Below are 25,994 nucleotides of genomic sequence, written 5' to 3'. Positions count from 1 at the left end.
AAATTGTTGTATTGTTTAATAAGGTGGTCCGGTTAGGCAGCGCCGGCGCCGGGATATTTCCGGAGATCAGCGCCGGGCTTGCAGGATATAGCACTCGCTCACCCAATAGTTGGGAGAGCTCCGGTAATTCTTTGTGAAATTGAATAGGAAGCGCTTGCTGGCTTTGCTGAAATAAAGATAAGCTAAAATAGACTCGTAGCCTGAAGGACTTACCTTGAAAATAAGGCTGTCGGGTGTATCCCGCACCAGATTGAGATTGATGGTGGCTTCCTGATGGTTACCCCCGGTCCAGGTTGCCTTGATCTTTCCTGGCATGATGCGGTCAATGGTTATGGCTCCCTCATAATCGATCACCGTCGAGTCCACATCATGTGAACTGCTTGCGCCGTAATACCGGTAATGAGTGAGGGCGGTATAGTTGCCGCCAATACCGCTGTAGGGACCATCGCTCTTGCTGCAGGCTGCCAGCAGCAAGAAGGGTAAAAAGAAAAGTAATTTTTTCATGGCACTTGTGTCTGTATCACAGGAGCAATAGCTCTCAGGGCTGCCCTTGTATCGTATAGGTGATGGTGTTCCAGGAGGTAACCCGGTACTTTTTTTCATGGCTGAAGGTAAAATGTTTGATCGCTTTACCGAAACGTAGTCGGGCATTGTCACTATCGAACTGACCATAGCTGCTGCTATTGCTGTAGATGAGGCTGTCGGCCGTATTCTGGTCCAGGTGCAGTATTACATTTGTGCTGCCTCCACTAGGATCGGGGTAGGCTACTGTTATCGAGCCGGAGCCGGCATTGGTAATTTGCACAGAGGCCGTATAATCGGTATTCGATTCGCCATGCTCGCTAATATTGCGCACCCAATAGGAATGACAGTGTATCTGTGCCTGGTAGCTTCCGGAGACCTCTTTTGCGGCCTTGTTTTCGCTTTTGCTGCAGGCTGCCAGCAAAAGCAGCAGCGGCAAGCAGTAGATTAATTTTTTCATGGTCAGGTATAGGAATACAAATATAACGAAATCGCTACAAGATAAATTGCGGGCAGATTAAGGCGGGTATAGGTTAAATCAGGATCTCTTCATCCACCAGCTCTTCGGGAATATCTTCTACCGGCCGTTTCTCGATAAGGGCCATAGCGGTGGGTGTATCTACTGCATAGCAACGGAGCCTGCCGTTGTAGTACAGCACGTAATATCCCGGCGCTACCGGCACTTCCGGCTGGGGCAGCGCCGGATTGTAAGTGACCATGGTCTCTACCAGCGCGGTAGCATCATAGGTAAGATGAACGATCCTGGCGAGCGGGTGTAGCGTGAAGAATTCGTCGTTGACATAGCTCTGCTCCCCGGTATCGAAACGGATATCGTTGAGCGCATCATCGATGCAAAGCACGTCTTCCAGGTAGGGTAGGTCTAGTGTACCATCTGCTATTTTTTGCCTGAGGAAGGCGCTGAAGAAGCCGACCTCGTCCCTGAACTGGAAGGAGGTGCGGGGATAGGTTTTCCAGAACTCATGCAGCAGGGGCATCAGCTGCGGACTGATGATCTTGAGGGTGTAGGCCATCAGCATGGAAAGCGGTGTGAGGCGGTTCATCTGGTACAGCATGTAGTTGGCCTTCATTCCTTTCTGCCGTATCATGTCCAGCAGCCGCTCCCGTTCCCGTTCCGTCAGGTTATATTTCTGTTCCAGCAGCAGCGGGTCTTTATGATAGGCCTGGCCGGTCAGGGGGCTGGTGATGATCTCGGCCAGGGCTTCCTGGAACGACTTAAGCGACATGTTGCGGTGTTTTATGTTTATTCCAGATGTTTCTTGCTTTATTGAGCTGGCTGGCCACGCTTTCGAATCCGACTTCCGGAATATAGGATTCATCAACCTCGAAGGTGATGCCGCGGATCTGCGTGCAGCGGGGCAACACATAGTCCAGCAGCTGCCATACTTCTTCGGGACAGGGGCCTGAATGGGAATCGAGATATATACCTGCTGCCTCATTGCCCCCGGCAATATGGATCTCCTGTACAGTGCCCAGGTCGAGGGCATCGACAAAGTCGTAGGGGTTGAAGCCGAAGTTGCGGCTGTTGACGTATACATTGTGCAGGTCGAGCAGGAGGCCACAGCCGGACTCGCGACACAGGTTCTTCAGGAACTCGGGTTCCGTAAGCTCTTCGTCCGGGATCTCTGTAAAATAAACATTGTTCTCGATGAAGAAAGGCGTTCCTACTGCTTCACGGATGAGCCGTATCTTGGCGGCGATCATTTCGAGCGATTCGTTGTCGTAAGGTACCGGCAGCGCCAGGCAGGTATTGTATTCCGGCGTTTCGCCCTGTATCAGCTTTGAATAAGAGAGATGGTCGCTGTGCCAGTGAAACCCGAACTCTTCGTGCAGGCGCAAAACATTATCCAGGTATTCCTGGTCGAAATAATCAGCCGAACCCAGCGAAAAGCCGATATGGTGGGCCACCATGGGCCAGCGTTGGGCCAGGCTCCGGATCATTTCCCATTCTTTGGCTACTTGTATAAAGCGTCCCGGCTGGCCGGGGCCTTTGTCCTGGAGCAGGATATCGGGCGTGAGCTCTATATAATTGAGGGTATCGGGGTGCAGGTCGAAATAAGGATTCAGCGCGATATTGTAAATCATGCCTATCCCGGTAGGGGTATTCATAGTTATGGGTTTTGTTTGGAAGACTAATATACCAAAAATATAACTCAGACAAGTTGCCCCCGTTGCGGCGGCGGATAAAAAAGGAGCCTGACGCTTGTCGCAGTCAGGCTCCGGTAACAGATATTGCTTAGCCTACGGGACCAATAGGTTGTGCCGGCTCCAGCTGGCAGTCTACGGTCTGGGCGATAACGGTACAGTATTTCTGACCTACTGAATTATTGACGCCCGAAAGGCAGGCCGGGCAGCAAGGCATCACGGTACCCTGCGTATCGCATGCAGCTAGGCTTTTGGGGCAATCGATGGTTTGTGCCACCACCGGACCGGTGTCGCCTATCTGTGCTCCGCCTTTAACGGCTGACATATTCATTACGGTGTCTTTTGCGAGCTTCAGCTGTTTCAGCTCGAGATGCTTTTTTTTCATAGAAAAAATTTTGGGGTTTACGTTTGGTTGATGAATGCATTTGTTTTTACACCTGGCTTATCCTGAGGGATCAGCCGTTTTGCAGTGTACAGTCCAGGGTTTCAGCAATGATGACACAATATTGCTTTACCACGGTATTGTTGGCGCCGGAACGGCAACCGGGGCAGCAAGGCATTACAGTGCCCTGGGTGTCTGCACAGGCCAGTTCCATTGTCCGGGCACAATCGGTGGTTTGGGCAATGATGCTGCCGGTATCGTTAATGGGTGCACCGCCTTTAACAGACGACATGTTCAATACCGTTTCCTTGTTCAGCTTCAGTTGCTGGAGTTGCAGATGTTTTTTCTTCATTACAGAAAGATAGTTTAGGGTGGTTTACAATGGTCTTACTCTTTTCATGGATTTTCAGTGCCTCCGTTCCTGTAGAATGCGCATAAAACAAGATAAACAAATGTAATATTTCCCCCTTAAATGTAGCGGCATTCCTGCTACTATTTTATACATTTTGTTAAATTGGTATGTTTCTCCGCGGATGGCGCTGCTCTTCGTCAAAAAACGGGGCTTAAAAGTGCATGTTTTATGTGTGACAATGATGCCTGGCAGTAAAAAAAGAATACCTGCCTTGCTATCCATGAGGATAGTAAGCAGGTAATTACCGAAAAAATGATGGTTTATAGCCTGTAGGAAATTCCCAGGTTTAATGGAAAAGCCAGGGCATCGGTACGATTGAAAATGTAACGGGGGGAGAGATTGGCGAATACGCCGAGATGTTTGTGAAAATAATGCGTTACACCTGCATCTATGCCGATGCTGAAGCCCGGGTTACTGTTGCTGCTGAGCATCATGGTCTGGCTGACACCGGTCACAATACCTGCGTTCATGCCAATGGAGACCTCCAGGATCCTGTGGTGAAATACTTTAGCGACAAAGGCCGAAAAGGAAAGCGCCGGATCATAATAGGCGAACCGTTCCTTGTATTCGTTGCCCCTGGCATCGGTATAGGTCAGCTGACCCTTAACCTGGAAGAGATCGGCCCTGACGCCGGCTTTTAGCGATCTTAAGCCGATCGCCGCGGAAAGCATACCGGAAGGGGCGGCCATAGGATCATAGGAATAGCCGTTACCCGATAGTCCGGCAAAGGTGATACCACCGCCGCCGGAGAAGGTTAATTCGCGGGCCTGGCACAGGGCAGGGAGCAGGCAGATAAGAAGAAGGAGCTTTTTCATGCCTGTAAAAATAAGCAAAGCCTTTTTGGGATGGACTTTAAAACATAATAAAATACCGGATTCCCGGTAGGCTGACCTAAGGCCAGGGTTAAGGCTGGCTGCACTTATGGCAAATTCCTTTTACCGTAAGGCTCATTTCTTCTGCTGTATAGCCGCCTGGTAGCTGGAGGGCGGGTATGGCTGTCCGGGGCAGGCAGGTGGTCTCTTCGCATTGGCGGCAGTAAAAATGGATGTGCAGGTCGTGATGATGCGTCCCGGGCCGGCAGTCATCGGCGCATAAGGCATATTTGGTGGCGCCGGTGCCGTCTTCGATGCTGTGGATAAGGTGGTGTTCCTCGAAGGTCTTCAGGGTACGGTATACCGTTATCCTGTCGGTATGGGCCAGTCCTTTTTCCACATCGGCCAGGCTCACTGCGGCTTCCCGGCTCACAAGGTATTCCAGCACCCGCAGCCGCATAGCGGTGGGGCTGATCCGTTTTGCTGTTAGTGTCCTTTCCAGGGTGGCGTTTTGCATAGCTGAAGCAATTGTACAAGCGGTACAAATTTTCCTAATTTGCACCGGTTATGCAAATTTCTTACACTTTATCCAATATACAAGCTGCGGCAGATCAATTCTGGCAATATGCGCATCCGTTCCGCGTGATCACTTTCAATGGCGGGCTAGGCGCTGGTAAAACTACTTTTATCCGGGCGCTGTGCGCGTTCCTGGGTGTAGGCGATATGGTGAGCAGTCCTACCTTTTCACTCATCAATGAATACCATTTTAAAGACCAGGAAGGGAACGACCGCCTTATTTATCATTCCGACTGGTACCGGCTGCGCGACGAGGAAGAAGCGATACAGGCCGGCATGGAAGACATGCTGGCCAGGGAAGAGGCCTGGTGCTTTATCGAATGGGCCGAACGGGCGCCGGGCCTGCTGCCCCGGCATTATCTGGAAGTCCGCTTTGAGACGGGGGAGGGCGATTCCCGGACGTTGGTCTTAGAAAAACGCTAGTTTGTCGAAAGGGTGGGTTCTTTTGCCGTTGCATCGGCTACTTTTACCCTCAATACCAAAAGCCAATCAATCAAGTATTCAAATCAACAAAGGAGGTAAACCTGTTATGCTGCTTTCTGTAAAAAACTTAAAAAAGTATTATGCTACCCAAAAGGCTGTAGACGATATCAGCTTCAATATCGCGCAGGGCAGCATCTTCGGTTTGCTGGGGCCTAATGGTGCCGGTAAAAGCACCCTGCTGCGCATGATCACCGGCATCTTCTATCCCGATTCGGGGCAGATCCTGTTCGATGGCCAGGACTTCGACATGCTGAAGCATGTGGGTGAAATGGGCTATATGCCCGAAGAACGGGGGCTGTATAAAAAAATGAAGATCGGCGAGCAGGCAGTCTACCTGGCGCAGCTGCGCGGCCTTAGTCGCGCTGAAGCGGAAAAACGCAGCCGTAGCTGGTTCGAGCGCCTCGACATGAATACCTGGTGGGATAAAAAGGTGGAAGACCTGAGCAAGGGTATGAGCCAGAAGCTGCAGTTCGTGACCACCGTGATTCATAATCCCAGGCTGCTGATCCTCGACGAGCCTTTCAGTGGCCTGGACCCGGTTAATGCCAATGTGCTTAAAGACGAGATCTTCCGGTTGGCCAAAGAGGGTACTACCGTTATCTTCAGCACGCACCGCATGGAGCAGGTGGAGGAGATTTGCGATCACATTATCCTGGTCAACCAGGGTAAAAAGATACTGGACGGTACGGTAAAGCAGGTAAAGCAGGATTTTAAGGAAAACATCTTCAGTATTACGCTTGACCAGGTACCTCCGGTTTTACCGCAGGGTGTCGAGGTGCTGAAGCAGCAGGAAAATACACTGACCTTCCATCTGCAAGAAGGACAAAATGCCAACGGCGTGCTGCAGCACTTTATCGGCCAGGGCTGCACCATCAGCACCTTTGCCGAGCTGCTGCCTTCGCTGAACGATATTTTTATCCGCCTGGTGCAGGACACTTCTGCAGCGCGGGCTTTTGTTGAAGTATAAGCCTATTCTTCCCGACCAATTAACCAACAAATTTTCTGATCTATGAATAAAACTTTGATCATTATAAAAAGAGAGTACCTGACCCGCGTCCGGAAACGCTCTTTTATTGTGCTGACCTTATTGATCCCCTTCCTGTTTATCGGCCTGGCCGCGCTTACGGGGCTCATTGCCGTAGGTGGCTCTACCGGTGATAAGAAGATCGTTGTGCTGGACAAGAGCGGCATTTTTGAGAAAAATCTGAAGAACTCCAAGCATGTGCATTACGAATTCGTGCAGGGATCTCTGGACTCGCTGAAGCATAATCTGGATAAGAAAAAATACGATGCGCTGCTGTATGTGCCAGGCATTGACAAGCAGCTGAATTTTCAGCTGCTGTACAACGAGCAGATCGGCATCACTACCGAGGCCCGTATTACCGACGACCTGAACGATATCGTACGCAACGAACGTATGAAAGCTGCCGGTATCAGCAGCGACCAGCTGAAGGTGATCGAAGCCGAAAGCGTCAGTCTTAAGGTTGCCAATATCCAGGATGGTAAAGAGTCAAGCAATGCAACAGCCATGATCATCGGCTACGCTTGCGGCTTCCTGTTGTATATGTTCATGCTGTTCTACGGTATGAGCGTGATGCGGAGCGTGATGGAAGAGAAGACCAATCGTATCGCTGAGATCATCGTGAGCTCGGTGCGGCCCTTCCAGCTGATGCTGGGCAAGATCATCGGTGTGGCTCTTGTGGGCCTCACCCAGGTGCTCATCTGGATCGTACTGTTCGGCCTGTTTGCGGCGATCGGCATCCCGATGATGACAGGTAGTATGGCGATGCAGGTCGACCCGGCGGCAATGAGTGAAGCGACCAGTCAGGCTGCGGATAACGCCAAGTGGATGCAGGTGCTGCATGCACTGCAGGGTACGAACTGGTGGCTGATCGCAATATGCTTTCTCTTCTATTTCCTGGGGGGCTATTTTCTGTATGCCGCGCTGTTCGCCGCTGTCGGTAGCCTGGTGAACGAAGATCCGCAGGAGTCGGGACAATATACCTTGCCCATTACCATTCCTATTATTCTAGGCTTTGTGATGATGTCTTCGGCCATTGGTAATCCCAACAGCGGTATCGCCATTTTCGGCAGCATTTTCCCGCTCACCTCTCCCATCGTGATGATGGCCCGGCTACCTTTCGGCGTAGCGGCCGATCATCCCGAGCAGCTGATCGCCTCGATGCTGTGCCTTGTGGGCGGCTTCTTTGCCACCACCTGGATGGCCGGGAAGATCTACCGTACTGGAATACTGATGTATGGTAAAAAGATCAGTCTTAAAGAAGCCGGCAAATGGCTGATGCGTAAATAAAATGAATTGACTAAGGTGATATAGGAAACAAATCACCTTGAAGCCTGTCGGAAGGGCAGCTATGGTGCTTCGGTCGGGCTTGTATAGGCATAGTCGCAGGCAGGCCTGCGGAGAAACAGCAGATCAAATGAGTAGGGGCGCAGCATGCTGCGCCCCTACTCATTTGATCTGTCTTGGATAGCCATTATATTGAGGGAATATATTGTATGTTAACGGTTGCGGTCTTGATTGCCGGAATGGGATAATATTTACCTTTGCGGCGTTTTAACTACGTGCAATCCATGTACAGGCGCATACTCAACCGCTCTTTTTTACTATTAATCTTTACCGGTCTGGCCTTGCAGCTCCAGGCGCAGGAGAAAAAGAAGAAAAGCTACCTGGGCTTTGTCGGCAACGGCAGCCTATATTTTAGCTGGGGCTACAATACCGAATGGTATACCGGTTCCACCGTGCATGTCAACCAGCCTTCGCTGAACAACGATTACAAGCTGGTAGGGGTAAGGGCCCATGATCGCAGGGGCTGGGACGATAATTTTTTTCATACCGCGCTCACCGTGCCGCAATACAATTACCGGCTGGGCTATTTCTTTAATGAAAAGCAGGACTTTGCTATCGAGATCAATTTCGATCATACCAAATACATCATTACCGACGGGCAGCAGGCACACCTGAAAGGAAAGCTGAACGGCGAGCAAACGGACCGTCACATTGACTATTCCAGCAGCAACGGTTTTTATTACTTCCTGAACAACGGCGCCAATTTTCTGTTGTTCAACCTGGTGAAGCGCTTCCAGGTATACCATACCGACGATAAGAAGTTTAAGGTCGACCTGCTGGCGAAGGCCGGGGTAGGGCCGGTGATCCCACATGTGGAGAATGCCTTTTTCGGAAAGGACAACGACCCCGGCTTTCAGCTGGGCGGCTGGAATATGGGCGTGGAAACCGCATTGCGCGTAACCGGCATGAAATATGTGTACCTGGAGTTTGCACAGAAAGTAGACTATGCCCGTTATAGCAACCTTAAGATTTATGAAGGCACAGCACGTCAGTCATTCGGTACCTATGAGCTGATCCTGAGCCTGGGGATCAACCTGCCTACCGGTAAAAACAATCCGCAATACAAGTCCAGGGCCTATATGCAATCGTTGCAGGAGGTCCGGCAATAGCTTATTGTCCAAACTAAACTATACAGCGAAACTTTTTCCCCGATATGAAACTCGTAACATACAAGCACAACAACTGGGAGCAGGTAGCTTTCTACATCAACGGCGACCTGTACAATATGGATGAAGCCGATGCCCGGCTGCCCAAGACCATGATGTCCCTGCTCGAAGATTGGGAGCGGCTTTCGGCGATCGCCCGCGAGGTGGAAGCCAATATTAAGAATGGAAGCCTTAAGGTCAACTCCAGGGAATTCAATAGCGTGGAGGTGCTGGCGCCTTTGCCCAGGCCTACCTCCTGCCGCGACGGCTACGCTTTCCGGCAGCACGTCGCTGCAGCACGCCGCAACCGCAAGGTCGATATGATCCCTGAGTTTGATCAATACCCGATCTTTTATTTTACAAACCACAATGCGATACAAGGCCCCGGCAATATCGACTGCATGCCCGATCACTTCGAAAAGCTGGACTTCGAGCTGGAAGCAGCCGTGATCATCGGTAAAAAAGGCCGGAACATCAGGGCCGCCGAAGCGGATAGCTATATTGCAGGCTATTGCATCATGAACGATATGAGCGCCCGCCGCCTTCAAATGGAGGAAATGCTGCTCAACCTGGGCCCTGCCAAGGGAAAGGATTTCTCTACCGTGATCGGTCCCTGGATGATCACCCCCGACGAGCTGGATGCCTTCCGCATTCCGGCGAAGGACAACCATACCGGCGCCAGCTTCAACCTGAAGATGACCTGTAAGGTGAATGGCGTACAAGTGAGCGAAGGCAATATGGGCGATATGGACTGGACCTTTGCCGAGATCGTCGAACGCTGCGCTTATGGCGCCGATATCCTGCCCGGCGACGTGATCGGCAGCGGTACAGTGGGCACCGGATGCTTCCTGGAGCTGAACGGCACTGGTAAGCTGAACGATCCCAATTATCCCGAGCAATGGCTGCAGCCCGGCGATGTGGTGGAGATGGAGATCGAAGGCATGGGCCGGCTCACCAATACTATAAGAAAGGTCGACACCGATTTCTCGCTACTGGCTCTGAAGAAATAAAGCTTAAGAAACCGCGCAATACAGCGCGGTTTCTTAATATTGTACTTTATCTGTCGCTAATACCCCAAGTTGCTTGCGTCGTTTCTTCGTCCAAAATATCTTTTTCCTTATCCTGGTCAATCTTATCGTAAAGCCCCTGTGGATTTTCGGTATCGATCGTAATGTGCAGCTGGCGGTAGGGCACCAGGTATACGGACAGTACCAGGCGCTGCTTAATTTCAGCATTATTTTCCAGGTGCTGCTCGACTTCGGCTTGCAGAGCTACAACAACCGTGCCGTAGCCCAAGCGCCGCATACCCTCCGTACCTTATTCCCCAATATCCTGGTAGCCAAGGGAATTTTGTCTGTTGGTTACATGGCGCTTATCGCTATGCTCGGTTTGGTATTGGGCTACCGTGGACAGGCATTTTACCTGCTCATCATCCTGGGCCTGGTGCAGGTGCTCAATTCGCTGGTACTATACCTGCGCAGCAATGTATCGGCCATGCACCGCTTCAAGACCGATGGCCTGCTCTCGGTGCTGGACCGCCTGGTCATGATCCTTATCTGTTCGGTGCTGCTCTTCCGGGATAGCCTGGCGGCGCATTTCCGTATCGAATGGTTTATTTACGCCCAGATCGTATCCTACGCAATTACCTCCCTGGCGGCCTTTTTCATCTGTTCGCGCTTCGACCGCATCGACTGGAAGCATTACGAGCTGCGTAAGGTATGGGTGATCTGCCGCAACAGCGTGCCTTATGCCGTGCTCGTGTTCCTGATGGCCATCTATATGCGTTCCGATGTATCGCTGATGGAAAGGTTGCTGCCCAACGGACAATATGAAGCCGGTGTGTATGCCGCGGCTTATCGCCTGCTCGATGTCGCCAATAATATTACCGGTGTATTGTTTGCAGGCATGCTGCTGCCCATGTTTGGCAGTATGCTGGTGCGCGGAGAGCCGGTACAGCCCCTTATCCGGCTTAGTGTGGACCTTATTGTACCCGTGGCGATCACAGCCCTGATTACGACGGCTTTCCTGGGGCACGAGATCATGATGCTGCAGCTGAAAGGAAAGGCCAATGTTTATGATGGTCATGTCTTCTCTGTACTGATGCTTGCTTTTCCTGCTTTTTGCATCAACTATATCTACGCGACCTTACTGACCGCTAACGGCAGCCTGAAGCCGCTTATCGGCGTGGCCTCGGCGGCTGTGGCCATCAATCTCGGGGTCAACCTGATGCTGATGCCGCACTACGGTGCGCTTGGCGCTGCAATCACCTGCTGCATCACCATGTATTTTGTAGCGGTTACCAATATCCTGCTATCGCAAAAGATCATACAGCTGAAGACTGACGGCCGCTGGCTGCTTCGCTACCTGGTATTTATAGTATTGATCGCCTTATCGGTAAAGGCAATGCTGCTGCTGCCGGCGGGCCTTATCGCCCGCCTTGCCGGCATAGGTCTGGCTGCGGGTGTCGCGATGCTGCTTTGCGGTTTTGTTCCTTTCCGCAGGATTGCGGAAACTTTCAGGAACAAATGATATTTTTCCGCGATAAAACATTTTTCCAAATAAAAACGTAATCTTGCAGCGCTCCGGGTCAAAAATCGCGATTTTCCGGAGCATAACCTGTTTTGAAAAAATAAAATGCCGGGCCCGTCTGGCGGCCCGTGAAGAGCAAAAAATGGCTAAAAACCTTTTAATAGTGGAGTCGCCTGCAAAGGCAAAGACGATCGAAAAGATCCTGGGAAAAGATTTTGAGGTCAAATCAAGTTTCGGACACATCCGCGACCTGGAGAAGGAAGGAATGGGTATCGATGTGGACAATGGATTCCTGCCCAATTACATTGTTTCCGACGATAAGAAGAAAGTCGTTGCAGAGCTGAGAGCAAAAGCGAAAAGCGCCCAGGAAGTATGGCTGGCAACGGATGAGGACCGGGAAGGAGAATCGATCAGCTGGCACCTGTGCGAGGTGTTGGGACTGAACCCGGCCGATACCAAGCGCATTGTTTTCCACGAGATCACCAAACCCGCTATACAGAAAGCGGTGGCCCAGCCCAGGCTGGTCGATATGAACCTTGTCAATGCCCAGCAGGCGCGCCGGGTACTGGACCGCCTTGTAGGCTTTGAGATCTCGCCTGTACTCTGGCGCAAGCTGAGCGGCCGCGGCCTTTCGGCAGGCCGGGTACAATCGGTGGCCGTAAAGCTGATCACCGAAAGGGAACGCGAGATCAATAATTTTAGAGCGGAAAGCAGCTACCGTACCGAAGGTATCTTTGAAGCCAAAGATATCAGCGGACGCAATGTCCATTTCAAGGCTGAAGGACGTAAATTCGAGACCAGCCAGAGCGCAAGAACCTTCCTGGACCAATGTGTGAACGCTACCTTCAAGGTGGACGATGTGCAGGTAAGGCCAGGCAAACGCTCACCAGCTGCACCTTTCACCACTTCAACGCTGCAGCAGGAAGCCAGCCGCAAGCTGGGTTATTCCGTATCGCGGACCATGCGCCTGGCGCAGCAGCTATACGAAAACGGTCATATTACCTATATGCGTACCGATTCGGTGAACCTCTCCGAAACGGCGCTTGAAAATGCCGAAGCTACCATCCTGAACCAATACGGCAAGGAATATCATCAGCGTCGGCAATACCAGACCAAGAACCAGTCGGCGCAGGAAGCGCACGAGGCCATACGGCCTACGGAAATGGGCATCAGCCACATCGGCGATGCTGAAGGTCAGAAGCTCTACGACCTCATCTGGAAACGCACCCTGGCCTCCCAGATGGCAGATGCACGCCTGGAAAAGACTACTGCCAAGATCGGTATCTCTACCGTGCCCGATCAGCTGACTGCTACAGGTGAAGTATTGAAATTCGACGGCTTCCTGAAAGTATATATCGAAGGCAAGGACGATGAAGATGAAGAAGAGAACGAAGGTATGCTGCCGCCGCTCACTGCCGGTCAGCAGCTGCCGCTGGTCGAGCTGAAAGCCACTGAACGCTACAGCCGTCCCGCGCCCCGCTATACGGAGGCTTCTTTAGTAAAAAAGCTGGAAGAGCTGGGCATCGGCCGCCCATCTACCTATGCGCCCACCATCAGTACCGTGCAGCAGCGCGGCTACGTGGAGAAGCGCGATAAAGAAGGCATACAGCGCGAGTACCACATCCTGAAGCTGAAGAACAATACCATTACCGAGCAAAAGGCGCAGGAAAATACCGGCGCTGAAAAAGGAAAGCTGTTTCCCACAGATCTGGGCATGGTCGTTACCGACTTCCTGAACGAGCACTTTACCCAGGTCATGGACTATAGCTTTACGGCCAATATCGAGAACGAGTTTGACCAGATCGCAGCAGGAAAGAAGATATGGAACCAGATGATCGGCAGCTTCTACGGTCCTTTCCACAAAACAGTGGAAGATACTATGGAGCATGCCGAGCGGGCCAAAGGAGAGCGGGTGCTGGGTACCGATCCGGAAAGCGGAAAGCCGGTAGTGGCGCGCCTGGGTCGCTTTGGTCCTATGGTGCAGATCGGCAGTGTCGAAGATGAGGAGAAGCCGAAATTTGCTACCGTAAAGTCCAACCAGAGTATAGAGACCATTACGCTGGAAGAAGCCCTGGACCTGTTCAAGCTGCCCTTTACGTTGGGCGATCATGAAGGCAAGGAAGTGAGCGTGGGCGCCGGCCGCTTCGGCCCTTATGTCAAATGGGGTGAGCAGTTTATTTCTATTCCCCGTGGCGAAGATCCGCTGACGGTCGATATGGAGCGCGCCCTGGCGATCATCAGGGAAAAGCAGGAAGCCGATGCACCTATCGGGTACTACGAAGGCAAGCCTGTGAGCAAAGGCAAAGGGCGCTTCGGTCCCTTTATCAAATGGGAGGACCTTTTCATTAATGTACCCAGAGCCTACGACTTCGACAACCTGAAGCAAAGCGATATCGACGAGCTGGTGAGCAAGAAGCTGGACAAGGAAGCTAACCGTTATATACAGCAATGGCCCGAAGAAAAGATCGCAATCGAGAATGGCCGGTGGGGGCCCTTTATCCGTTTTGGCAAGCAAATGCTGAAGCTGGGAAGGAAGGCCGACGGTGAAAAATATACCGCCGAAGACCTGACCGGTATCTCCCTGGATGAAGTGAAAAAAATGATCGAAGCCATCGATCCGACTGCCTTCGAAAAGAAGACGAAAAAAGCCGCAACCAAAAAGGCAGCCGCTAAAAAATCTACAGCGCTTAAAAAGACAACGGTAAAGAAGGCCGCAGCCAAAAAAGCGACGCCAAAGAAAGAGGCGGCGAAGAAAAAATAAGGTCGGATAAATAAACGCAGAAAAGCATCTCCCCCGGAGATGCTTTTCTGCGTTACGCTACATTGCGATCTTATCTTGCCCGGGCCGTTTACAAACAAAACACTACCGCTTGTGGAAAAGGTCACCGGTAAAGGTAGGGTAACTGGTCCCGGTTATTATCTTGCAAATATCAAGCTGCAATCGGCAGCATCTCCGGAGATTTTTAACCCTTTTAAAACTAATGATGATGAAAAAGAAAACGCTTTTGTCGAACAAAAAGCTGACACTGAACAAACATGTTATTACAGATCTGAGCAGCCTTTCTATGCGTCTGGGTGGCGGTGATCCGCCGTATCAGTCGCTCCAGTGTCCCTCCATGAACTGTACTGCGGCCGTTTGTGACCCCAATGGATCTGTTGGCTGTCAAAGTGTGTTCCAGTGCCCCGGCGGCACTACTCCCGGCGTTAATGGCTGCGTATTGGAGGAGAAGCCCAGCCTCCGCATTGTATGCCCACCAACGCCGGTAACAACCAATTGTACGCTGGACGGTTGCCATGTGAGTCAATAAGGAATAAAATACGCCGGCCGGTAAGAAAAGCATCTCCCCGGAGATGCTTTTGCTTTTATCTGCTCTTCAACTCTATCAGGTTTTAAACCCTGATAGAGTTGACCCCGAAAGGTTTTAAAACCTGATAGAGTTGAAAGGGCAGCCTCACACCTTTACGATCCCGTTCTTGATCGCGTACATTACCAGCCCCACACGGGTCTTCAGCTGCAGTTTCTCGCACATTTTTTCGCGATGCCCTTCGATCGTTTTCGGGCTCAGGAACATCTTGTCGGCGATCTCCTTATAAGTCAGCTCGCTGGCCATATATTGCAGCAGTTCCGTTTCCCTTTCGGTGAGGCCGGGGGTGGCTTTCTTATCGCTTTCGTTGTCGTTGATCAGGGAGGCGATATGGCGGGTGACCATGGGAGTATAATAGAACCCGTTCTGATGCGTTTCCTGTATGGCGCGGGCCAGTTCGGCAGGTTCAGTATCCTTGAGCAGGTAGCCCCTTGCGCCGCTGCGCAGCATGCGGATAATGCATTCTTCGCCATCGTACATCGAGAGCGCGATCACCTTAACCTGGGGGTGATGGATATGCAGCCAGCGCGTAGCCTCGTAACCGTCCATCAGGGGCATATTGATATCCATCAGGATCACGTTGGGCGCTTTGCCGGCTTTTATCTTTTCCTGCAGGTCAAGTCCGTTATCGGCTTCGAAAAGGACCTGGAATCCCGGGTCGGTCTTGATAAAATTGCTCAGGCCGCTGCGCAGCAATTTGTGATCGTCTACCAGTGCTACTGAAATCATAAGTCAATGTTGGTGGTTTTATGGCCGTTCACTTCCCAGGCGATCTACTTTAATGGTTACGGAAGTACCCGATTCGACAATGCTGCTGATCGTTACGGTGCTGTTGATCATGGCGGCCCTGTGGTTAATGTTGAGCAGTCCCACGCCTTTGGGCGTAAGCGCGGTATCGAAGCCGTGGCCGTTGTCGGTAATGGTAATCGTGAGCGCATCCGGCTCATAATCCAGCATCACGCTGATCTGTGTGGCGCCGGCGTGCTTTACAATATTATTGAGGCTTTCCTGTATGATACGATAGAGGATGAGCCGCCGCTCAGCCGCCAGGAAGAAAGGATTGCCTTTCACTTCCATACTGGCTTCAAATTTGCGTGTTCTGCGCAGCATACCCAGCTCCCGTTCTATCGATTCAGCCAGGTCTTTTTCTTTTACATAATCGGTATTGAGCGTCTTGGAAATATCGCGCAGGTCGTTGATAGCCGTATTGAGCAGGCTTTTGGTTTGCGAGATGCTTTCGTTGGAAGGCCCTTTGCTGTTAAGCTCGATCACCGACATATTCAGCTTGGCGAGGCTGAGCACCTGGCCTATGTTGTCGTGCAGTTCCTGTGAAAGACTGTGGAAGGTCTGTTCCTGGGTTTCCAGCTGAGCCTGCATCAGCTCCTTTTTGAAATTCTCTTCCAATAAGGTTCTTTGCTGGAAAAACTCCTGCTGCTTCTTACGGTAAACGATAATGAGAAAGATAAGGGTAAAGCCGAGGAACAGCAGGATGGCTGATCCGCCCAGTATAGTTATTAAGATATCACTGGCTTGCTGCGACACGGGGAGCACTGGTTTTTGCTATAGAACAGCCCGCCTCAAGCGCCGATATACACGCGCGGGTTTATCGGAACAGATTGCTTCCGATCCCTGCAAAAGGCGACAAGATATAGGGCATAAAGGGTCAAATTTAAGGCATAGTTGATCGATTTCAAACTTTGCCATAGCTCAGGATTAATGTGCTCCATATAGTTGCCCAATCCGAAGAGCAGCATGGTGCCGGGATAGAAAAGAATATTGCCGCAGTTGGCCCAGAAGTTCCCGTCCGACTTAAGGCTGTACTGAAGCGGCTTCTGGATCAGCTCATAGAAGAAAAGGCCGCACCATAAGGTCATGCATACGCCCAGGTACACTCCGTCGAGATAGTTGCGTTCCCGGAAAAAGTTGGGATTGACCTGCCAGGTAACAAAGAGCGCCGTGCCAAAGACCGTAAGCCCGGCATATAGGAAGCTGCGTTTTTTCTTTTCCAGCAGCAGGTAGTAATACGCAAACTGGAATAGCAGCTCTACGTTAAGGTTAATATGCGTCAGCACTCCGGCTGTGCCTTTGTCAGCGTGCTGGCGGAAGAGTTCTATCGTAAAGCCCCAGCACAGCAGCAGGGACAGCACTTTCATCGGCGGGCTCAGGAAGCGCCATCGCAGGAATGCCGCGACCAGGTTACAGCCGATCAGGGCAATATAAAGGTACCATAGTTGTGTCACGGTGTTGTGGCTTGGGATTAACGGAGCAGGGTATCCAGATCGCACATCATCGTACGGTTACCCCAGGATTGTTCTCCATGTACGTTGCCGGAGATATGGCCCGGAAGAATATTCAGATTCTTGTCGGCCGCCAGCAGGGAGATGGTAAGCTGGTCTTTACCGCTGTCGGAGGTGTGTATGCCGGGAAAAGCAGCGACATAGCCATCTTCCGGTACAGCATTGAACAGCCTTCCCACCTTATTGCGGTCCATATACACCGTAAGCATCTCATCCTTGGGATCGTCGGTTACGATACCTCTGCCTGTGGCAACGAGCTTGTCGCGAAGGCGCTGACAGTACTCCTTGATGTTCGTGTACGACTCTCCTGCAGGGAGGTTCTGGTTGTTCTGAACCTGGAGCTCCAGAATGTTTTTTACGGTTTGATAAACGATAGGATCGACCCGGCCGGTGAGCAGGGCCAGTACCTGGGCGGCATCAGAGGAGGTAAGTGCCATAAGTAAATTGTTTTATCGGTTTCAGAAAATACAAAATTAAACCTTTGGCATGGAGTTGAACCGAGGGAATTTCACCTGAATTAAAAAGGGGAAATTTCCCCATGCAGATTCCGGTCATATCCTTTGCCTATGGCTAACGGCCATTCTATCTTTGCATCATCAAACCAACCAAACCAATATCCCTGAAAAGAAAAATAATGAAGCCCGAACCAAATCCTCTATAACTCCTTCAAGAACCCAGCCCCAACAGCCCCTATGCTTTGTAACCGTGATTAAGCCCCTATAAACCACTTATTGCCGGAGCCCCAGCCCCATCCCTACCCAAGTGTACCGGTCAATAAGGCGCCCAATAGCCATGAAAACGTAAATTGGTTGCATCTACAACGGTTTATTTCGGTTAAATGTAAAGAGCCCGCCTCCCCGGCAGGCTCTTTTGCCGTTATTCCGCCATGCCGGTCGGAACGCGATAGCGATCTGAACGGCAACGTATGAACGGAATACGCATTAGCAGTCTGAATGGCAAAAGGTTGCTTACAAAGCGGCTTTGGCACCCTTGCTGCTCCGGCGCATGAGCAGCGCCACCTGCAGCATCAGCGAGGTGAAGATAAGACCCATGCCCAGGTAGAAGCCCGCGCCCAGCTGATCGTTTTCCCTGAAGATAAGAAAGGCGAGTATGATGCCATATACGGGCTCCAGGTTAACGGAAAGTGTGATGGTAAAAGCGGAAAGACGTTTGAGCGCGCTCATGGCCAGCGATTGCCCCCATACTGTGCAGCAATAGCTCAGCAGAAAGATCCAGAGATAGTCCAGTCCGTGGGGTAGCAGCGCTTCGTCCGGCTGCTGCAGGATATAGAAGGGGGCCAGGAGGCAAAGGAAAAGCAGGCCGGTACTCATTTCATAGAAGACCAATGTCCGCGGCGGATATTTTTCTGCCAGGGGCTTATTCAATACAGTAAAGATGGCGCTGATGACAGACGCGACTACACCCAGCAGTACGCCCAGCTCAAAATTGGCCATTGGGTGGGCTGTGTCCTGATGCCTGGGCTGAAGGGCGTAGATGCAGTATACACCGCCCACGGCCATAAAGCTGAGCAGTATTTCCACCTTATTGAACCGGCCTTTGTTGAGCAGGGGATCCAGCAAGGCGGTGAATACGCTTGCCGTAGCCAGGCACACCATGGCTATAGAGGCGTTGGCATATTTAATGGAAGCGTAGAAAGCCACCCAGTGCACGGCATACATCATGCCGATGCCGACAATGCGGCGCAGGTCGGGCCGGGTGAATTTTACCCATTCTTTTCTCTGGCTGACGATAAAGGCCAGGATTGCCGCGGTAATGATCATGCGGTACCATACCAGCACCGGTGCGGAAAGAGAAATGGCTTTTCCCAGCACCCCGGTAAATCCCCACAATAAGACAGCAAGATGGATCTGGGCGAAGGCACGTTTCATAAAAAAGAAGACCGGTGGCGGGATGAGGTGCGAAATTAACCGCTTTTTTCGGGGCGACGGAGAATTTATTTTACAGCTGAGACCAGGCGGATTATAAAGTATGACTCCGACGGATACTGCCGCCGGCTGCTCAACCGGGTAGAAATGGCATGATTTTTGGTATTGGTTAAAGAAAACTAAAAGGCCAACCAATGAAAAATGCACTTCTCCTGATCTGGATAGCAGTCCTGACCCTGTCCGTTTCGTCTTGCAGCAAAACAAAAAAGCTCGCCCGCCAGCATCACGAGCTGGAAGATACCTACCAGACCCTGAAGCGGGAAATGTCGGAAGCTGAAGTTACCCTCGAAGGGGAAAAAGTGAAGGTAGTGCTTCCCGAAGCGGTCCTGTTCAATGTGAATTCGGCTGATTTGAATACGGAATACCTGCCCATTCTGGGCCGCATGGCCACCATTCTCAATAAATACGATAAAACCAGCGTGCTGATCACCGGGTTTACCGATGTGACCGGGACAGAAAATTATAACCTTGAGCTGTCTAAAAAGAGGGCAGAAAGCGCCAAGGCGGTGCTGGTGAAAAATAAGGTGAACAGCGGCCGTATTTTTACCTGGGGGCTGGGCGATAAAAACCCGGTGGCCGACAACAGTACCCTTAGCGGCCGTAAACAGAACCGCAGGGTAGAATATGTCATCCTCTACGATTATAAGCCGGAAAAAGAATAAACAGTGCCTATCCGCGCTCAGCCCCTGCCATCCTGTGGCAGGGGCTTTTTTGTTAACACGGCAGCAGGGAAAATTTACGGACATTTATCCCAAAGTACTTGTACATTTGCAACGCATTTTTTTTTAGCAATATTTATCTTTTCAAATTCTTTTACTGCTGCCGTAAATGAACAATACCTACAGCGATCTGGTCGACCAGACCTTTCACTTTCCCCAGGAGGGGTTCAATGTGGAAAATAACTATCTCCGCTTTAACGGCGTGGATATCAAAAGGCTTATCGATAAGTATGGCACGCCCTTCAAGCTGACCTATCTGCCTAAGATCGGGCAGCAGGTAGCGAAGGCGAAAAAGATGTTTAATGATGCGATCAAAAAGCATCGCTACGATGGCAGCTACTATTATTGCTATTGCACCAAAAGCTCGCATTTCTCCTTTATCGTGGAAGAAACGCTGAAGCAAAATGTACATCTCGAAACTTCGTTTGCTTACGATATCGAGATCATCAAGCAGCTGTACAAGCGCCGCAAGATCACCAAGGACACGTTTATCATCTGCAACGGCTTCAAGACCAAGCCTTATACCCGCAATATTGCCCGGCTGATCAACGACGGCTTCAAAAATGTGATTCCCATCCTGGATAACAAAAATGAATTCGACGATTATAAGAAGCTGATCCGGGCAAAAGAACCTGTGAAGATCGGTATCCGTATCGCCGCGGAAGAAGAGCCTGCTTTCGACTTTTATACCTCCAGGCTGGGTATCCGCAGCAGGGATATCCTGGAATTTTATGTCGACAAAATCAAAGGCAACAACAAGTTCCAGCTGAAGATGCTGCATTTCTTCATGAACAAAGGCATCAAGGATGACGTGTATTACTGGAGCGAGCTCAATAAAGTAGTTAACCTGTATTGCCAGCTGAAGAAGATCTGCCCCGAGCTGGACAGCGTCAACATTGGCGGCGGCTTTCCCATTAAGCACTCGCTGGGATTTGAATACGATTATCAATACATGGCCAATGAGATCGTAGCGACCATTAAAAAAGTATGCAAGCAGCATAAGGTGCCGGTGCCCGATATCTACACCGAATTCGGTTCCTTTACCGTAGGCGAGGCCGGGGCTGTAGTGTACAGCGTGCTCGACGAAAAAATGCAGAACGACCGCGAGATATGGTATATGATCGACAGCTCTTTCATCACCACTTTGCCTGATACCTGGGGTATAGGCGAAAAATTCCTGATGCTGCCCATTAACCGTTGGGACGAGGAGTACCAGGAGGTGCACCTGGGCGGCCTTACTTGCGACAGCCACGATTTTTATACCTCCGAAGAGCATATCAACGCCGTATTCCTGCCCAAGGCCGGCAAAGAGAAGAATGACGAACCGCTTTATATCGGTTTCTTTCATACCGGGGCCTACCAGGATCAGCTGGCGGGCTACGGCGGCATTAAGCATTGCATGATCCCTTCGCCCAAGCACGTGGTAGTGGAGTACAACAAAGAAGGCGAGCTGGAAGACTGGCTGTACGCCAAAGAGCAATCCCCTCAAAGCATGCTGAAGCTGCTGGGATATATCAGGTAAGCTACTTTTTATTCATCATACGACAAGGCCGGCGAAACACTCGCCGGCCTTGTCGTATATGCGAATTGCATTAATTTACATTTTTTGACATGAGTTAACATTCCTGGATTATATGTTTGGTAGGATTAAAAAGCCAACCTGACATGATAAATAAAATACACATCGGGCTATTGTGCTGTCTTTTTCAGGCGGTGACCGCTTTTGCACAGCCGGCTCATCAGCTGGCGGCAAATAAGAAATGGGTCTTTGGCAACCATGCCGGTATGGACTTCACACCGGCGACGCCTGCCGGCTTCCCGGCCAATATACTGACAGCCGAAGGTTCCTCCTCCATAGCCGATGGCAACGGGCAGCTGCTGATGTATGCCACGCTGGATACCATCTGGGATCGTAACGGCGCCATCATGCCCAATGGTGGCGGCCTGCTGCCGGCGGTGCCGCTTACAGGGCTGGGTGCTCCCGGCAGCTGTGATGCCCAATCGCTGATTGTTCCTTTTCTTAAGGATGCTAAGAAGTATTACGTTTTTTCCCTGACCAGCTACAGCACTTCCGCCAACTCCGTGCTAGCCGGCAATGATCCTGCAGCCGGCCGCCTGTATTATTCTGTCGTCGATATGGGGCTTAACGGCAGCTTCGGCGATGTGGTGGCCGGGCAAAAGGGAATACAGATCGACTCTATGCTGTGCGATCGTCTGGTGGCAGTAAAGGGCGGCGCCTGTAATATCTGGGTGGTCGCTATGCGTAATGACGGCAGCGCAATCCATGCCTTCGAGATCACTACTGCCGGCATCAACCCTAATCCAGTAGTGTCGCCCTGCAGCAATACGGTCGGCACATTGGACATCAGTCCTTTGTTTCAGATGAACAGCGGGAGTATGCGGGCTTCGTCCGATAACAAGACCCTTGCAGTAAGCCTTAGCGGTGTCGCCTTGGAGCTGGTCCTTTCTCCTTTTGCACTCAATTTTTACGGCGGCAGTTTCCAGCTTTACGATTTCGACAATGTAACCGGCGCCGCTTCCAATCAACGTACCATTCTCCCGCCGCCCAGCACGCTGTTTTCCTTTGATCAGCAAGTCTACAACATTTGCTTTTCGCCTGACGACACTAAGTTGTACCTGACACACGGCGTGCTCGTAGGCCTGGGGCTAAGTCAATACGACATTACTTCGGGTGTGCCGGCTACTATTGCTGCATCGGCAGTAGCGCTCAACAGCGCAACGATCGGCTGGGGGAGTGGCCTGCGTCTTGGCTCCGATGATAAAATATATGTCTCCGGAACCGACATGTCCCAGCTGGGCCTTATTCCCTCCCCATCGCTGCACCGTATCGAATCACCCAACTTGGCCGGTGCAGCCGCCAACCTTGTATTGAATGCGGTGAATCTTGCTCCCGGTTCCTTTGCCGGCCTGGGATTGGGCAATCCTACGGTAGGGCTGCCGCCGGTAGACACCACCTTCAATGTCCACAATATAACCGTATGTGCTCCGGAAAATACTACCAACCTTTCTGTGCCTTCCGATCCGGCATATACATACCTGTGGGACGATGGCAGTACGGCCAATACTCGTACGGTGCCGGCTTCCGGCACTTATTGGGTGATGTACGGTCCTGTCTGTCCCAAAATTTTCGATACCTTCAAAGTAGAAGCGGTCGATGTCCGCTTCAGCCTTGGGCCTGATACGACCATGTGTACCAAGGATTTTGCTTACCTGCTGGATCCGGGGGTGGACGGCGCCAGCTATCTCTGGCAGGATGGCAGCACTAACCGGGAATACACCGTTACAAAGGAAGGGCAGTATTTCGTCAATGTCAGCCGCTCCGGTTGCACTGCTTCGGATACAACAAATGTAAGCATTGTGGATCTGAAGCAGGACCTGGGCGAAGATACGGTCGTCTGTAAAAAGCAGCCCTTTGCGATAACGCTCAACGCTTACGCCCCTCCCGGCGCCACCGTTCAATGGAGTACAGGGAGTACCGATCTTTCTATTGTGGTTAACAGCACCGGTAAATACAATGTAAGGGTAAGCAAAGACGGATGCGAAGGCCAGGACGACTATGTGGTCAGCGATGAGCTGTGCGATTGTATCGTTGGGATGCCCAATGCTTTTTCACCCAATGGAGACGGGCTGAACGATATATTTGCCCCGGTCATCGAAGCGCAATGCAAAGTGGCCGGTTATTTGTTCAATGTGTTCAACCGCTGGGGACAGTTGGTGTTCAGCACTACCAAACCCGGCGCCGGCTGGGATGGTATGCATAACGGACAGCCCGCAGAGTCGGGTAATTACATGTTTACGATCGAATATGAGAAGGGAACCAAACACAATCGCTATACCCTGAAAGGCGACGTTACCCTTATCCGGTAGTAACTCCTGTAGTCCCCGCCTGGCTTCGCTTGCGGAAGTCGGGCCACCTTTGGCAAAACTTTTGCAAGGCTGGCCGGAATAGCTATATTTACGGCATGAAGCACCTGTACACCACCCTTATCTGTTGCCTTTTGGCCACCCTGGCCTGTGCTCAGAAAACCGAACCCCTCTACGAAGCTTATTTCTCTCATCCCGACGAGATGATACAGGATGAGAATGGCGGCTATCATTTTAAAGTCGGCTCGCAGATCGTCGCTATGAGCGACGATGGCTATTACAAGCTGATGAATGCCGAAGGCGTTGTGCTGGAGGAAGGCGATACCGACGAAGGCGACAGCGATTTTCAGCGTCATGGCAAATGGATTGAGTATTACCCTTCCGGGAAAACGAAGGCCAGTGGCAGCTATTACCACAACCAGCCCTATGGACACTGGCAGCTGTTCGATGAGCAGGGTAACTTGTCATCGGAATATGATATTATGGTCATTGCCGCCGATGACGGCACAACCGGTTATTGCAAAGCCGGAACCGAATTGGTGTACCACAGCAACGGGAAGATAAAGGAGGAACACTTCTTCAAGGCTGAGCCTTATAACGGCGAAGACAGGATATTGGTGGAAGACCCTGAAACCGGCAAAAAAGCATGGAAGAAGATCGCCGTGAAAGCTTATCGCCCCAGGCCTTTCGGCACCTGGAATTATTACAGCCCGGAAGGCACGGTGGAAAAGCGGGAAGATAAATAAGGCAGCATGCCTGGAATGCTTAAGCAAGGACAATAAAAGATAAGTTAGTTTCTCTGGACGCATAATAATAACAAGGTCCGGAAAGGCACATAAACCAAGAGACCGCAGCCATGCTGCGGTCTCTTGGTTTGTATTATATCTGTAATCGCTTATTCGGTATCTACGGCTTCGCCAACGACCAGTTTTTTCAGGTATTCGGTAGTCACCGACTTCGGACGCTCCAGGGGGAAGCCCAGCGCCCTGTCCCAGCAGAGGCTGGCCAGCACACCCAGCGCACGGCTCACACCGAACAGCACGGTGTAAAAATCTTCTTCCACCAGGCCGTAGTGCTTCAGCAGCGCACCGCTATGGGCATCCACGTTGGGCCAGGGGTTTTTGATCTTACCAGTGCTTTCGAGAATGGCGGGAGCCACTTCGTATACGTTCCATACGGTTTGCACCAGCGGATCGTCGGGGCAATGTGTTTTGCCGAATTCCATTTGCGCAGTAAAGCGGGGATCGGTTTTGCGCAGTACAGCATGTCCGTAGCCGGGCACCACCTTGCCTTCGCTCAGGGTCTTTTTGATATACTCGGCGATCTGCTCTTTACTAGGTGATTGGGTATTCAGCGCCTCCTGCATTTCTTCGATCCAGCGGATCACCTCCTGGTTGGCGAGGCCGTGCAGGGGGCCGGCCAGGCCATTGAGGCCGGCAGCGAAAGATAGGTAAGGATCGCTGAGGGCAGAGCCCACCAGGTGGGTCGTATGCGCCGAAACGTTGCCGCCTTCATGGTCGGCATGGATCGTCATGTACAGGCGCATCAGTGCCCAGAAGCCTTTGTCCTCGAAACCCAGCATGTGGGCGAAGTTGCCGGCCCAGTCGAGCATGCCGTTGGGCTGGATGTGATCGCCATCCTTATACTTACGGCGATAGATATAAGCAGCCACGCGGGGCAGGCGGGCGATCAGGTTCATGGTGTCTTCGTAAACGAAGTTCCAGTGGTCTTTTTTATTAATGCCTTTGGCATATTCCTTGGCAAAAATAGACTCACGCTGCAGCGCCATCACACCAATGCTGAATTGGGTCATGGGATGCGTATTTACAGGAAGGGCTTCAATAACATCAAAAACATAGTTGGGCACATGTGAGCGGCGGGCCCATACTGCAGACAAATGGTCAACATCCTCTTTGGTCGGCAACTCTCCCAACAGCATCAGGTGGAAAAGGCCTTCGGGCAGAGGTTCGGTACCGCCTTCGGCTTTGGGCAGCTTTTCACGCAGCTCAGGAATAGAATAGCCCCTGAAACGGATACCTTCGTTGGAATCCAGCAGCGAGGTCTCGGTAATAAGGCCGGTCATACCACGCATACCCTGATACACCTGGGCAATGGTAATTTCTCCTATCTTGTAATCACCGTGCTCTGCGATCATCTTCTTAATATCAGCATTCAGCGCATCGGCTTTCTCCTTGAATAGGTCCTTAATATAACCCATAATATAAACGGAAATTTTGAGTAAGAAAAAATTTGAACGAGCACAAAGATAACAATTTGGCCTGAACGAAGGGGAAGCGGCAGCCGATAATTTGGTTTATTTTACTATTAATTATTGATAATTGTCATTGCAGGATGCAAAATATTCTTTATACCGGTAGTTTGCTCCGGTA

The 25,994-nt window shown here is 51.3% G+C and carries 26 protein-coding genes; 12 read left to right on the top strand and 14 right to left on the bottom strand.

Annotated features, from left to right (window positions below):
- Positions 1 to 66 precede the first annotated feature (66 nt).
- The 8 genes from DZC79_RS08650 to DZC79_RS08615 form a co-directional block, all read right to left on the bottom strand.
- Entirely contained in the window at positions 67 to 504 is a 438-nt protein-coding gene (locus DZC79_RS08650) for a hypothetical protein (RefSeq protein WP_118951162.1), read from the bottom strand.
- Between the two features lie 34 nt (positions 505 to 538).
- On the bottom strand, positions 539 to 982 hold the full coding sequence (locus DZC79_RS08645) for a hypothetical protein (protein WP_118951161.1): 444 nt from the start codon (positions 980 to 982) through the stop codon (positions 539 to 541).
- A 73-nt stretch (positions 983 to 1,055) separates the two neighbouring features.
- Positions 1,056 to 1,766: a hypothetical protein gene (locus tag DZC79_RS08640; protein WP_118951160.1), complete on the bottom strand. Its 711-nt coding sequence runs from the start codon at positions 1,764 to 1,766 to the stop codon at positions 1,056 to 1,058.
- Entirely contained in the window at positions 1,756 to 2,649 is an 894-nt protein-coding gene (locus DZC79_RS08635) for a DUF692 domain-containing protein (RefSeq protein WP_118951159.1), read from the bottom strand. The genes DZC79_RS08640 and DZC79_RS08635 overlap by 11 nt, the downstream gene beginning before the upstream one ends.
- Positions 2,650 to 2,776: 127 nt before the next feature.
- A complete protein-coding gene (locus DZC79_RS08630; RefSeq protein ID WP_118951158.1) occupies positions 2,777 to 3,070 on the bottom strand; it encodes a hypothetical protein in 294 nt (97 codons plus the stop codon).
- A gap of 70 nt (positions 3,071 to 3,140) precedes the next feature.
- Positions 3,141 to 3,419, bottom strand: coding sequence for a hypothetical protein (locus DZC79_RS08625; protein WP_118951157.1), 279 nt, complete (start codon positions 3,417 to 3,419; stop codon positions 3,141 to 3,143).
- Positions 3,420 to 3,739: 320 nt separating this feature from the next.
- Positions 3,740 to 4,294, bottom strand: coding sequence for a hypothetical protein (locus DZC79_RS08620; protein WP_118951156.1), 555 nt, complete (start codon positions 4,292 to 4,294; stop codon positions 3,740 to 3,742).
- 88 nt (positions 4,295 to 4,382) lie between these two features.
- On the bottom strand, positions 4,383 to 4,808 hold the full coding sequence (locus tag DZC79_RS08615) for a Fur family transcriptional regulator (RefSeq protein WP_118951155.1): 426 nt from the start codon (positions 4,806 to 4,808) through the stop codon (positions 4,383 to 4,385).
- Between the two features lie 50 nt (positions 4,809 to 4,858).
- On the opposite strand from DZC79_RS08615, the gene tsaE reads away from it, so the two are divergent.
- From tsaE to DZC79_RS21150, 8 genes are all read left to right on the top strand, one after another.
- Positions 4,859 to 5,290, top strand: coding sequence for a tRNA (adenosine(37)-N6)-threonylcarbamoyltransferase complex ATPase subunit type 1 TsaE (gene tsaE, locus DZC79_RS08610; RefSeq protein WP_198666830.1), 432 nt, complete (start codon positions 4,859 to 4,861; stop codon positions 5,288 to 5,290).
- A gap of 106 nt (positions 5,291 to 5,396) precedes the next feature.
- A complete protein-coding gene (locus DZC79_RS08605) occupies positions 5,397 to 6,317 on the top strand; it encodes an ABC transporter ATP-binding protein (RefSeq protein WP_198666829.1) in 921 nt (306 codons plus the stop codon).
- A gap of 42 nt (positions 6,318 to 6,359) precedes the next feature.
- Entirely contained in the window at positions 6,360 to 7,661 is a 1,302-nt protein-coding gene (locus DZC79_RS08600) for an ABC transporter permease (protein WP_118951154.1), read from the top strand.
- 281 nt (positions 7,662 to 7,942) lie between these two features.
- Entirely contained in the window at positions 7,943 to 8,827 is an 885-nt protein-coding gene (locus tag DZC79_RS08595) for a hypothetical protein (protein WP_118951153.1), read from the top strand.
- Positions 8,828 to 8,871: 44 nt separating this feature from the next.
- Positions 8,872 to 9,873 (top strand): fumarylacetoacetate hydrolase family protein, encoded by a 1,002-nt coding sequence (locus tag DZC79_RS08590; protein ID WP_118951152.1) that lies wholly within the window; start codon positions 8,872 to 8,874, stop codon positions 9,871 to 9,873.
- A 73-nt stretch (positions 9,874 to 9,946) separates the two neighbouring features.
- Positions 9,947 to 11,392, top strand: a complete 1,446-nt coding sequence (locus DZC79_RS08585) for an MATE family efflux transporter (RefSeq protein WP_118951151.1) — start codon at positions 9,947 to 9,949, stop codon at positions 11,390 to 11,392.
- Positions 11,393 to 11,534: 142 nt separating this feature from the next.
- Positions 11,535 to 14,153: a type I DNA topoisomerase gene (gene topA, locus DZC79_RS08580; RefSeq protein ID WP_118951486.1), complete on the top strand. Its 2,619-nt coding sequence runs from the start codon at positions 11,535 to 11,537 to the stop codon at positions 14,151 to 14,153.
- Positions 14,154 to 14,379: 226 nt separating this feature from the next.
- Positions 14,380 to 14,700 carry a class I lanthipeptide gene (locus tag DZC79_RS21150; protein WP_157977016.1) on the top strand — a complete coding sequence of 107 codons (321 nt, stop codon included), beginning with the start codon at positions 14,380 to 14,382 and terminating at the stop codon, positions 14,698 to 14,700.
- A gap of 144 nt (positions 14,701 to 14,844) precedes the next feature.
- On the opposite strand, the gene DZC79_RS08570 is transcribed toward DZC79_RS21150, so the two are convergent.
- From DZC79_RS08570 to DZC79_RS08550, 5 genes are all read right to left on the bottom strand, one after another.
- Positions 14,845 to 15,486, bottom strand: a complete 642-nt coding sequence (locus DZC79_RS08570) for a response regulator transcription factor (protein WP_118951149.1) — start codon at positions 15,484 to 15,486, stop codon at positions 14,845 to 14,847.
- Positions 15,487 to 15,504: 18 nt separating this feature from the next.
- Positions 15,505 to 16,299, bottom strand: coding sequence for a sensor histidine kinase (locus tag DZC79_RS08565; RefSeq protein ID WP_118951148.1), 795 nt, complete (start codon positions 16,297 to 16,299; stop codon positions 15,505 to 15,507).
- Between the two features lie 35 nt (positions 16,300 to 16,334).
- A complete protein-coding gene (locus tag DZC79_RS08560) occupies positions 16,335 to 16,997 on the bottom strand; it encodes a hypothetical protein (protein WP_157977015.1) in 663 nt (220 codons plus the stop codon).
- A 17-nt stretch (positions 16,998 to 17,014) separates the two neighbouring features.
- Positions 17,015 to 17,491, bottom strand: a complete 477-nt coding sequence (locus tag DZC79_RS08555) for a hypothetical protein (RefSeq protein WP_118951146.1) — start codon at positions 17,489 to 17,491, stop codon at positions 17,015 to 17,017.
- A 531-nt stretch (positions 17,492 to 18,022) separates the two neighbouring features.
- Complete coding sequence (locus tag DZC79_RS08550; protein ID WP_118951145.1) at positions 18,023 to 18,943, bottom strand: DMT family transporter; 921 nt, start codon at positions 18,941 to 18,943, stop codon at positions 18,023 to 18,025.
- A gap of 191 nt (positions 18,944 to 19,134) precedes the next feature.
- On the opposite strand from DZC79_RS08550, the gene DZC79_RS08545 reads away from it, so the two are divergent.
- From DZC79_RS08545 to DZC79_RS08530, 4 genes are all read left to right on the top strand, one after another.
- Positions 19,135 to 19,662 (top strand): OmpA family protein, encoded by a 528-nt coding sequence (locus DZC79_RS08545; RefSeq protein WP_118951144.1) that lies wholly within the window; start codon positions 19,135 to 19,137, stop codon positions 19,660 to 19,662.
- 166 nt (positions 19,663 to 19,828) lie between these two features.
- Complete coding sequence (locus DZC79_RS08540; RefSeq protein ID WP_118951143.1) at positions 19,829 to 21,241, top strand: type III PLP-dependent enzyme domain-containing protein; 1,413 nt, start codon at positions 19,829 to 19,831, stop codon at positions 21,239 to 21,241.
- Positions 21,242 to 21,384: 143 nt separating this feature from the next.
- On the top strand, positions 21,385 to 23,607 hold the full coding sequence (locus DZC79_RS08535; RefSeq protein ID WP_118951142.1) for a gliding motility-associated C-terminal domain-containing protein: 2,223 nt from the start codon (positions 21,385 to 21,387) through the stop codon (positions 23,605 to 23,607).
- Between the two features lie 95 nt (positions 23,608 to 23,702).
- On the top strand, positions 23,703 to 24,350 hold the full coding sequence (locus tag DZC79_RS08530) for a toxin-antitoxin system YwqK family antitoxin (RefSeq protein ID WP_118951141.1): 648 nt from the start codon (positions 23,703 to 23,705) through the stop codon (positions 24,348 to 24,350).
- A 149-nt stretch (positions 24,351 to 24,499) separates the two neighbouring features.
- Here DZC79_RS08530 and DZC79_RS08525 read toward each other — a convergent pair whose 3' ends face one another.
- A complete protein-coding gene (locus DZC79_RS08525) occupies positions 24,500 to 25,822 on the bottom strand; it encodes a citrate (Si)-synthase, eukaryotic (RefSeq protein WP_118951140.1) in 1,323 nt (440 codons plus the stop codon).
- Positions 25,823 to 25,994 lie beyond the last annotated feature (172 nt).

It is taken from the genome of Taibaiella helva (assembly GCF_003545695.1).
Taxonomy (GTDB): domain Bacteria; phylum Bacteroidota; class Bacteroidia; order Chitinophagales; family Chitinophagaceae; genus Taibaiella; species Taibaiella helva.
The sequence above is the reverse complement of the archived record's forward strand: the minus strand, read 5'-3'. Positions and strand labels throughout refer to the sequence as shown.

Excerpts from the sequence above, each read along its gene's own strand:
- DZC79_RS08650 (WP_118951162.1), bottom strand. The coding sequence starts at position 504 with ATGAAAAAATTACTTTTCTTTTTACCCTTCTTGCTGCTGGCAGCCTGC.
- DZC79_RS08645 (WP_118951161.1), bottom strand. The coding sequence starts at position 982 with ATGAAAAAATTAATCTACTGCTTGCCGCTGCTGCTTTTGCTGGCAGCC.
- DZC79_RS08640 (WP_118951160.1), bottom strand. The coding sequence starts at position 1,766 with ATGTCGCTTAAGTCGTTCCAGGAAGCCCTGGCCGAGATCATCACCAGC.
- DZC79_RS08635 (WP_118951159.1), bottom strand. The coding sequence starts at position 2,649 with ATGAATACCCCTACCGGGATAGGCATGATTTACAATATCGCGCTGAAT.
- DZC79_RS08630 (WP_118951158.1), bottom strand. The coding sequence starts at position 3,070 with ATGAAAAAAAAGCATCTCGAGCTGAAACAGCTGAAGCTCGCAAAAGAC.
- DZC79_RS08625 (WP_118951157.1), bottom strand. The coding sequence starts at position 3,419 with ATGAAGAAAAAACATCTGCAACTCCAGCAACTGAAGCTGAACAAGGAA.
- DZC79_RS08620 (WP_118951156.1), bottom strand. The coding sequence starts at position 4,294 with ATGAAAAAGCTCCTTCTTCTTATCTGCCTGCTCCCTGCCCTGTGCCAG.
- DZC79_RS08615 (WP_118951155.1), bottom strand. The coding sequence starts at position 4,808 with ATGCAAAACGCCACCCTGGAAAGGACACTAACAGCAAAACGGATCAGC.
- tsaE (WP_198666830.1), top strand. The coding sequence starts at position 4,859 with ATGCAAATTTCTTACACTTTATCCAATATACAAGCTGCGGCAGATCAA.
- DZC79_RS08605 (WP_198666829.1), top strand. The coding sequence starts at position 5,397 with ATGCTGCTTTCTGTAAAAAACTTAAAAAAGTATTATGCTACCCAAAAG.
- DZC79_RS08600 (WP_118951154.1), top strand. The coding sequence starts at position 6,360 with ATGAATAAAACTTTGATCATTATAAAAAGAGAGTACCTGACCCGCGTC.
- DZC79_RS08595 (WP_118951153.1), top strand. The coding sequence starts at position 7,943 with ATGTACAGGCGCATACTCAACCGCTCTTTTTTACTATTAATCTTTACC.
- DZC79_RS08590 (WP_118951152.1), top strand. The coding sequence starts at position 8,872 with ATGAAACTCGTAACATACAAGCACAACAACTGGGAGCAGGTAGCTTTC.
- topA (WP_118951486.1), top strand. The coding sequence starts at position 11,535 with ATGGCTAAAAACCTTTTAATAGTGGAGTCGCCTGCAAAGGCAAAGACG.
- DZC79_RS21150 (WP_157977016.1), top strand. The coding sequence starts at position 14,380 with ATGAAAAAGAAAACGCTTTTGTCGAACAAAAAGCTGACACTGAACAAA.
- DZC79_RS08570 (WP_118951149.1), bottom strand. The coding sequence starts at position 15,486 with ATGATTTCAGTAGCACTGGTAGACGATCACAAATTGCTGCGCAGCGGC.
- DZC79_RS08555 (WP_118951146.1), bottom strand. The coding sequence starts at position 17,491 with ATGGCACTTACCTCCTCTGATGCCGCCCAGGTACTGGCCCTGCTCACC.
- DZC79_RS08550 (WP_118951145.1), bottom strand. The coding sequence starts at position 18,943 with ATGAAACGTGCCTTCGCCCAGATCCATCTTGCTGTCTTATTGTGGGGA.
- DZC79_RS08545 (WP_118951144.1), top strand. The coding sequence starts at position 19,135 with ATGAAAAATGCACTTCTCCTGATCTGGATAGCAGTCCTGACCCTGTCC.
- DZC79_RS08540 (WP_118951143.1), top strand. The coding sequence starts at position 19,829 with ATGAACAATACCTACAGCGATCTGGTCGACCAGACCTTTCACTTTCCC.
- DZC79_RS08535 (WP_118951142.1), top strand. The coding sequence starts at position 21,385 with ATGATAAATAAAATACACATCGGGCTATTGTGCTGTCTTTTTCAGGCG.
- DZC79_RS08530 (WP_118951141.1), top strand. The coding sequence starts at position 23,703 with ATGAAGCACCTGTACACCACCCTTATCTGTTGCCTTTTGGCCACCCTG.
- DZC79_RS08525 (WP_118951140.1), bottom strand. The coding sequence starts at position 25,822 with ATGGGTTATATTAAGGACCTATTCAAGGAGAAAGCCGATGCGCTGAAT.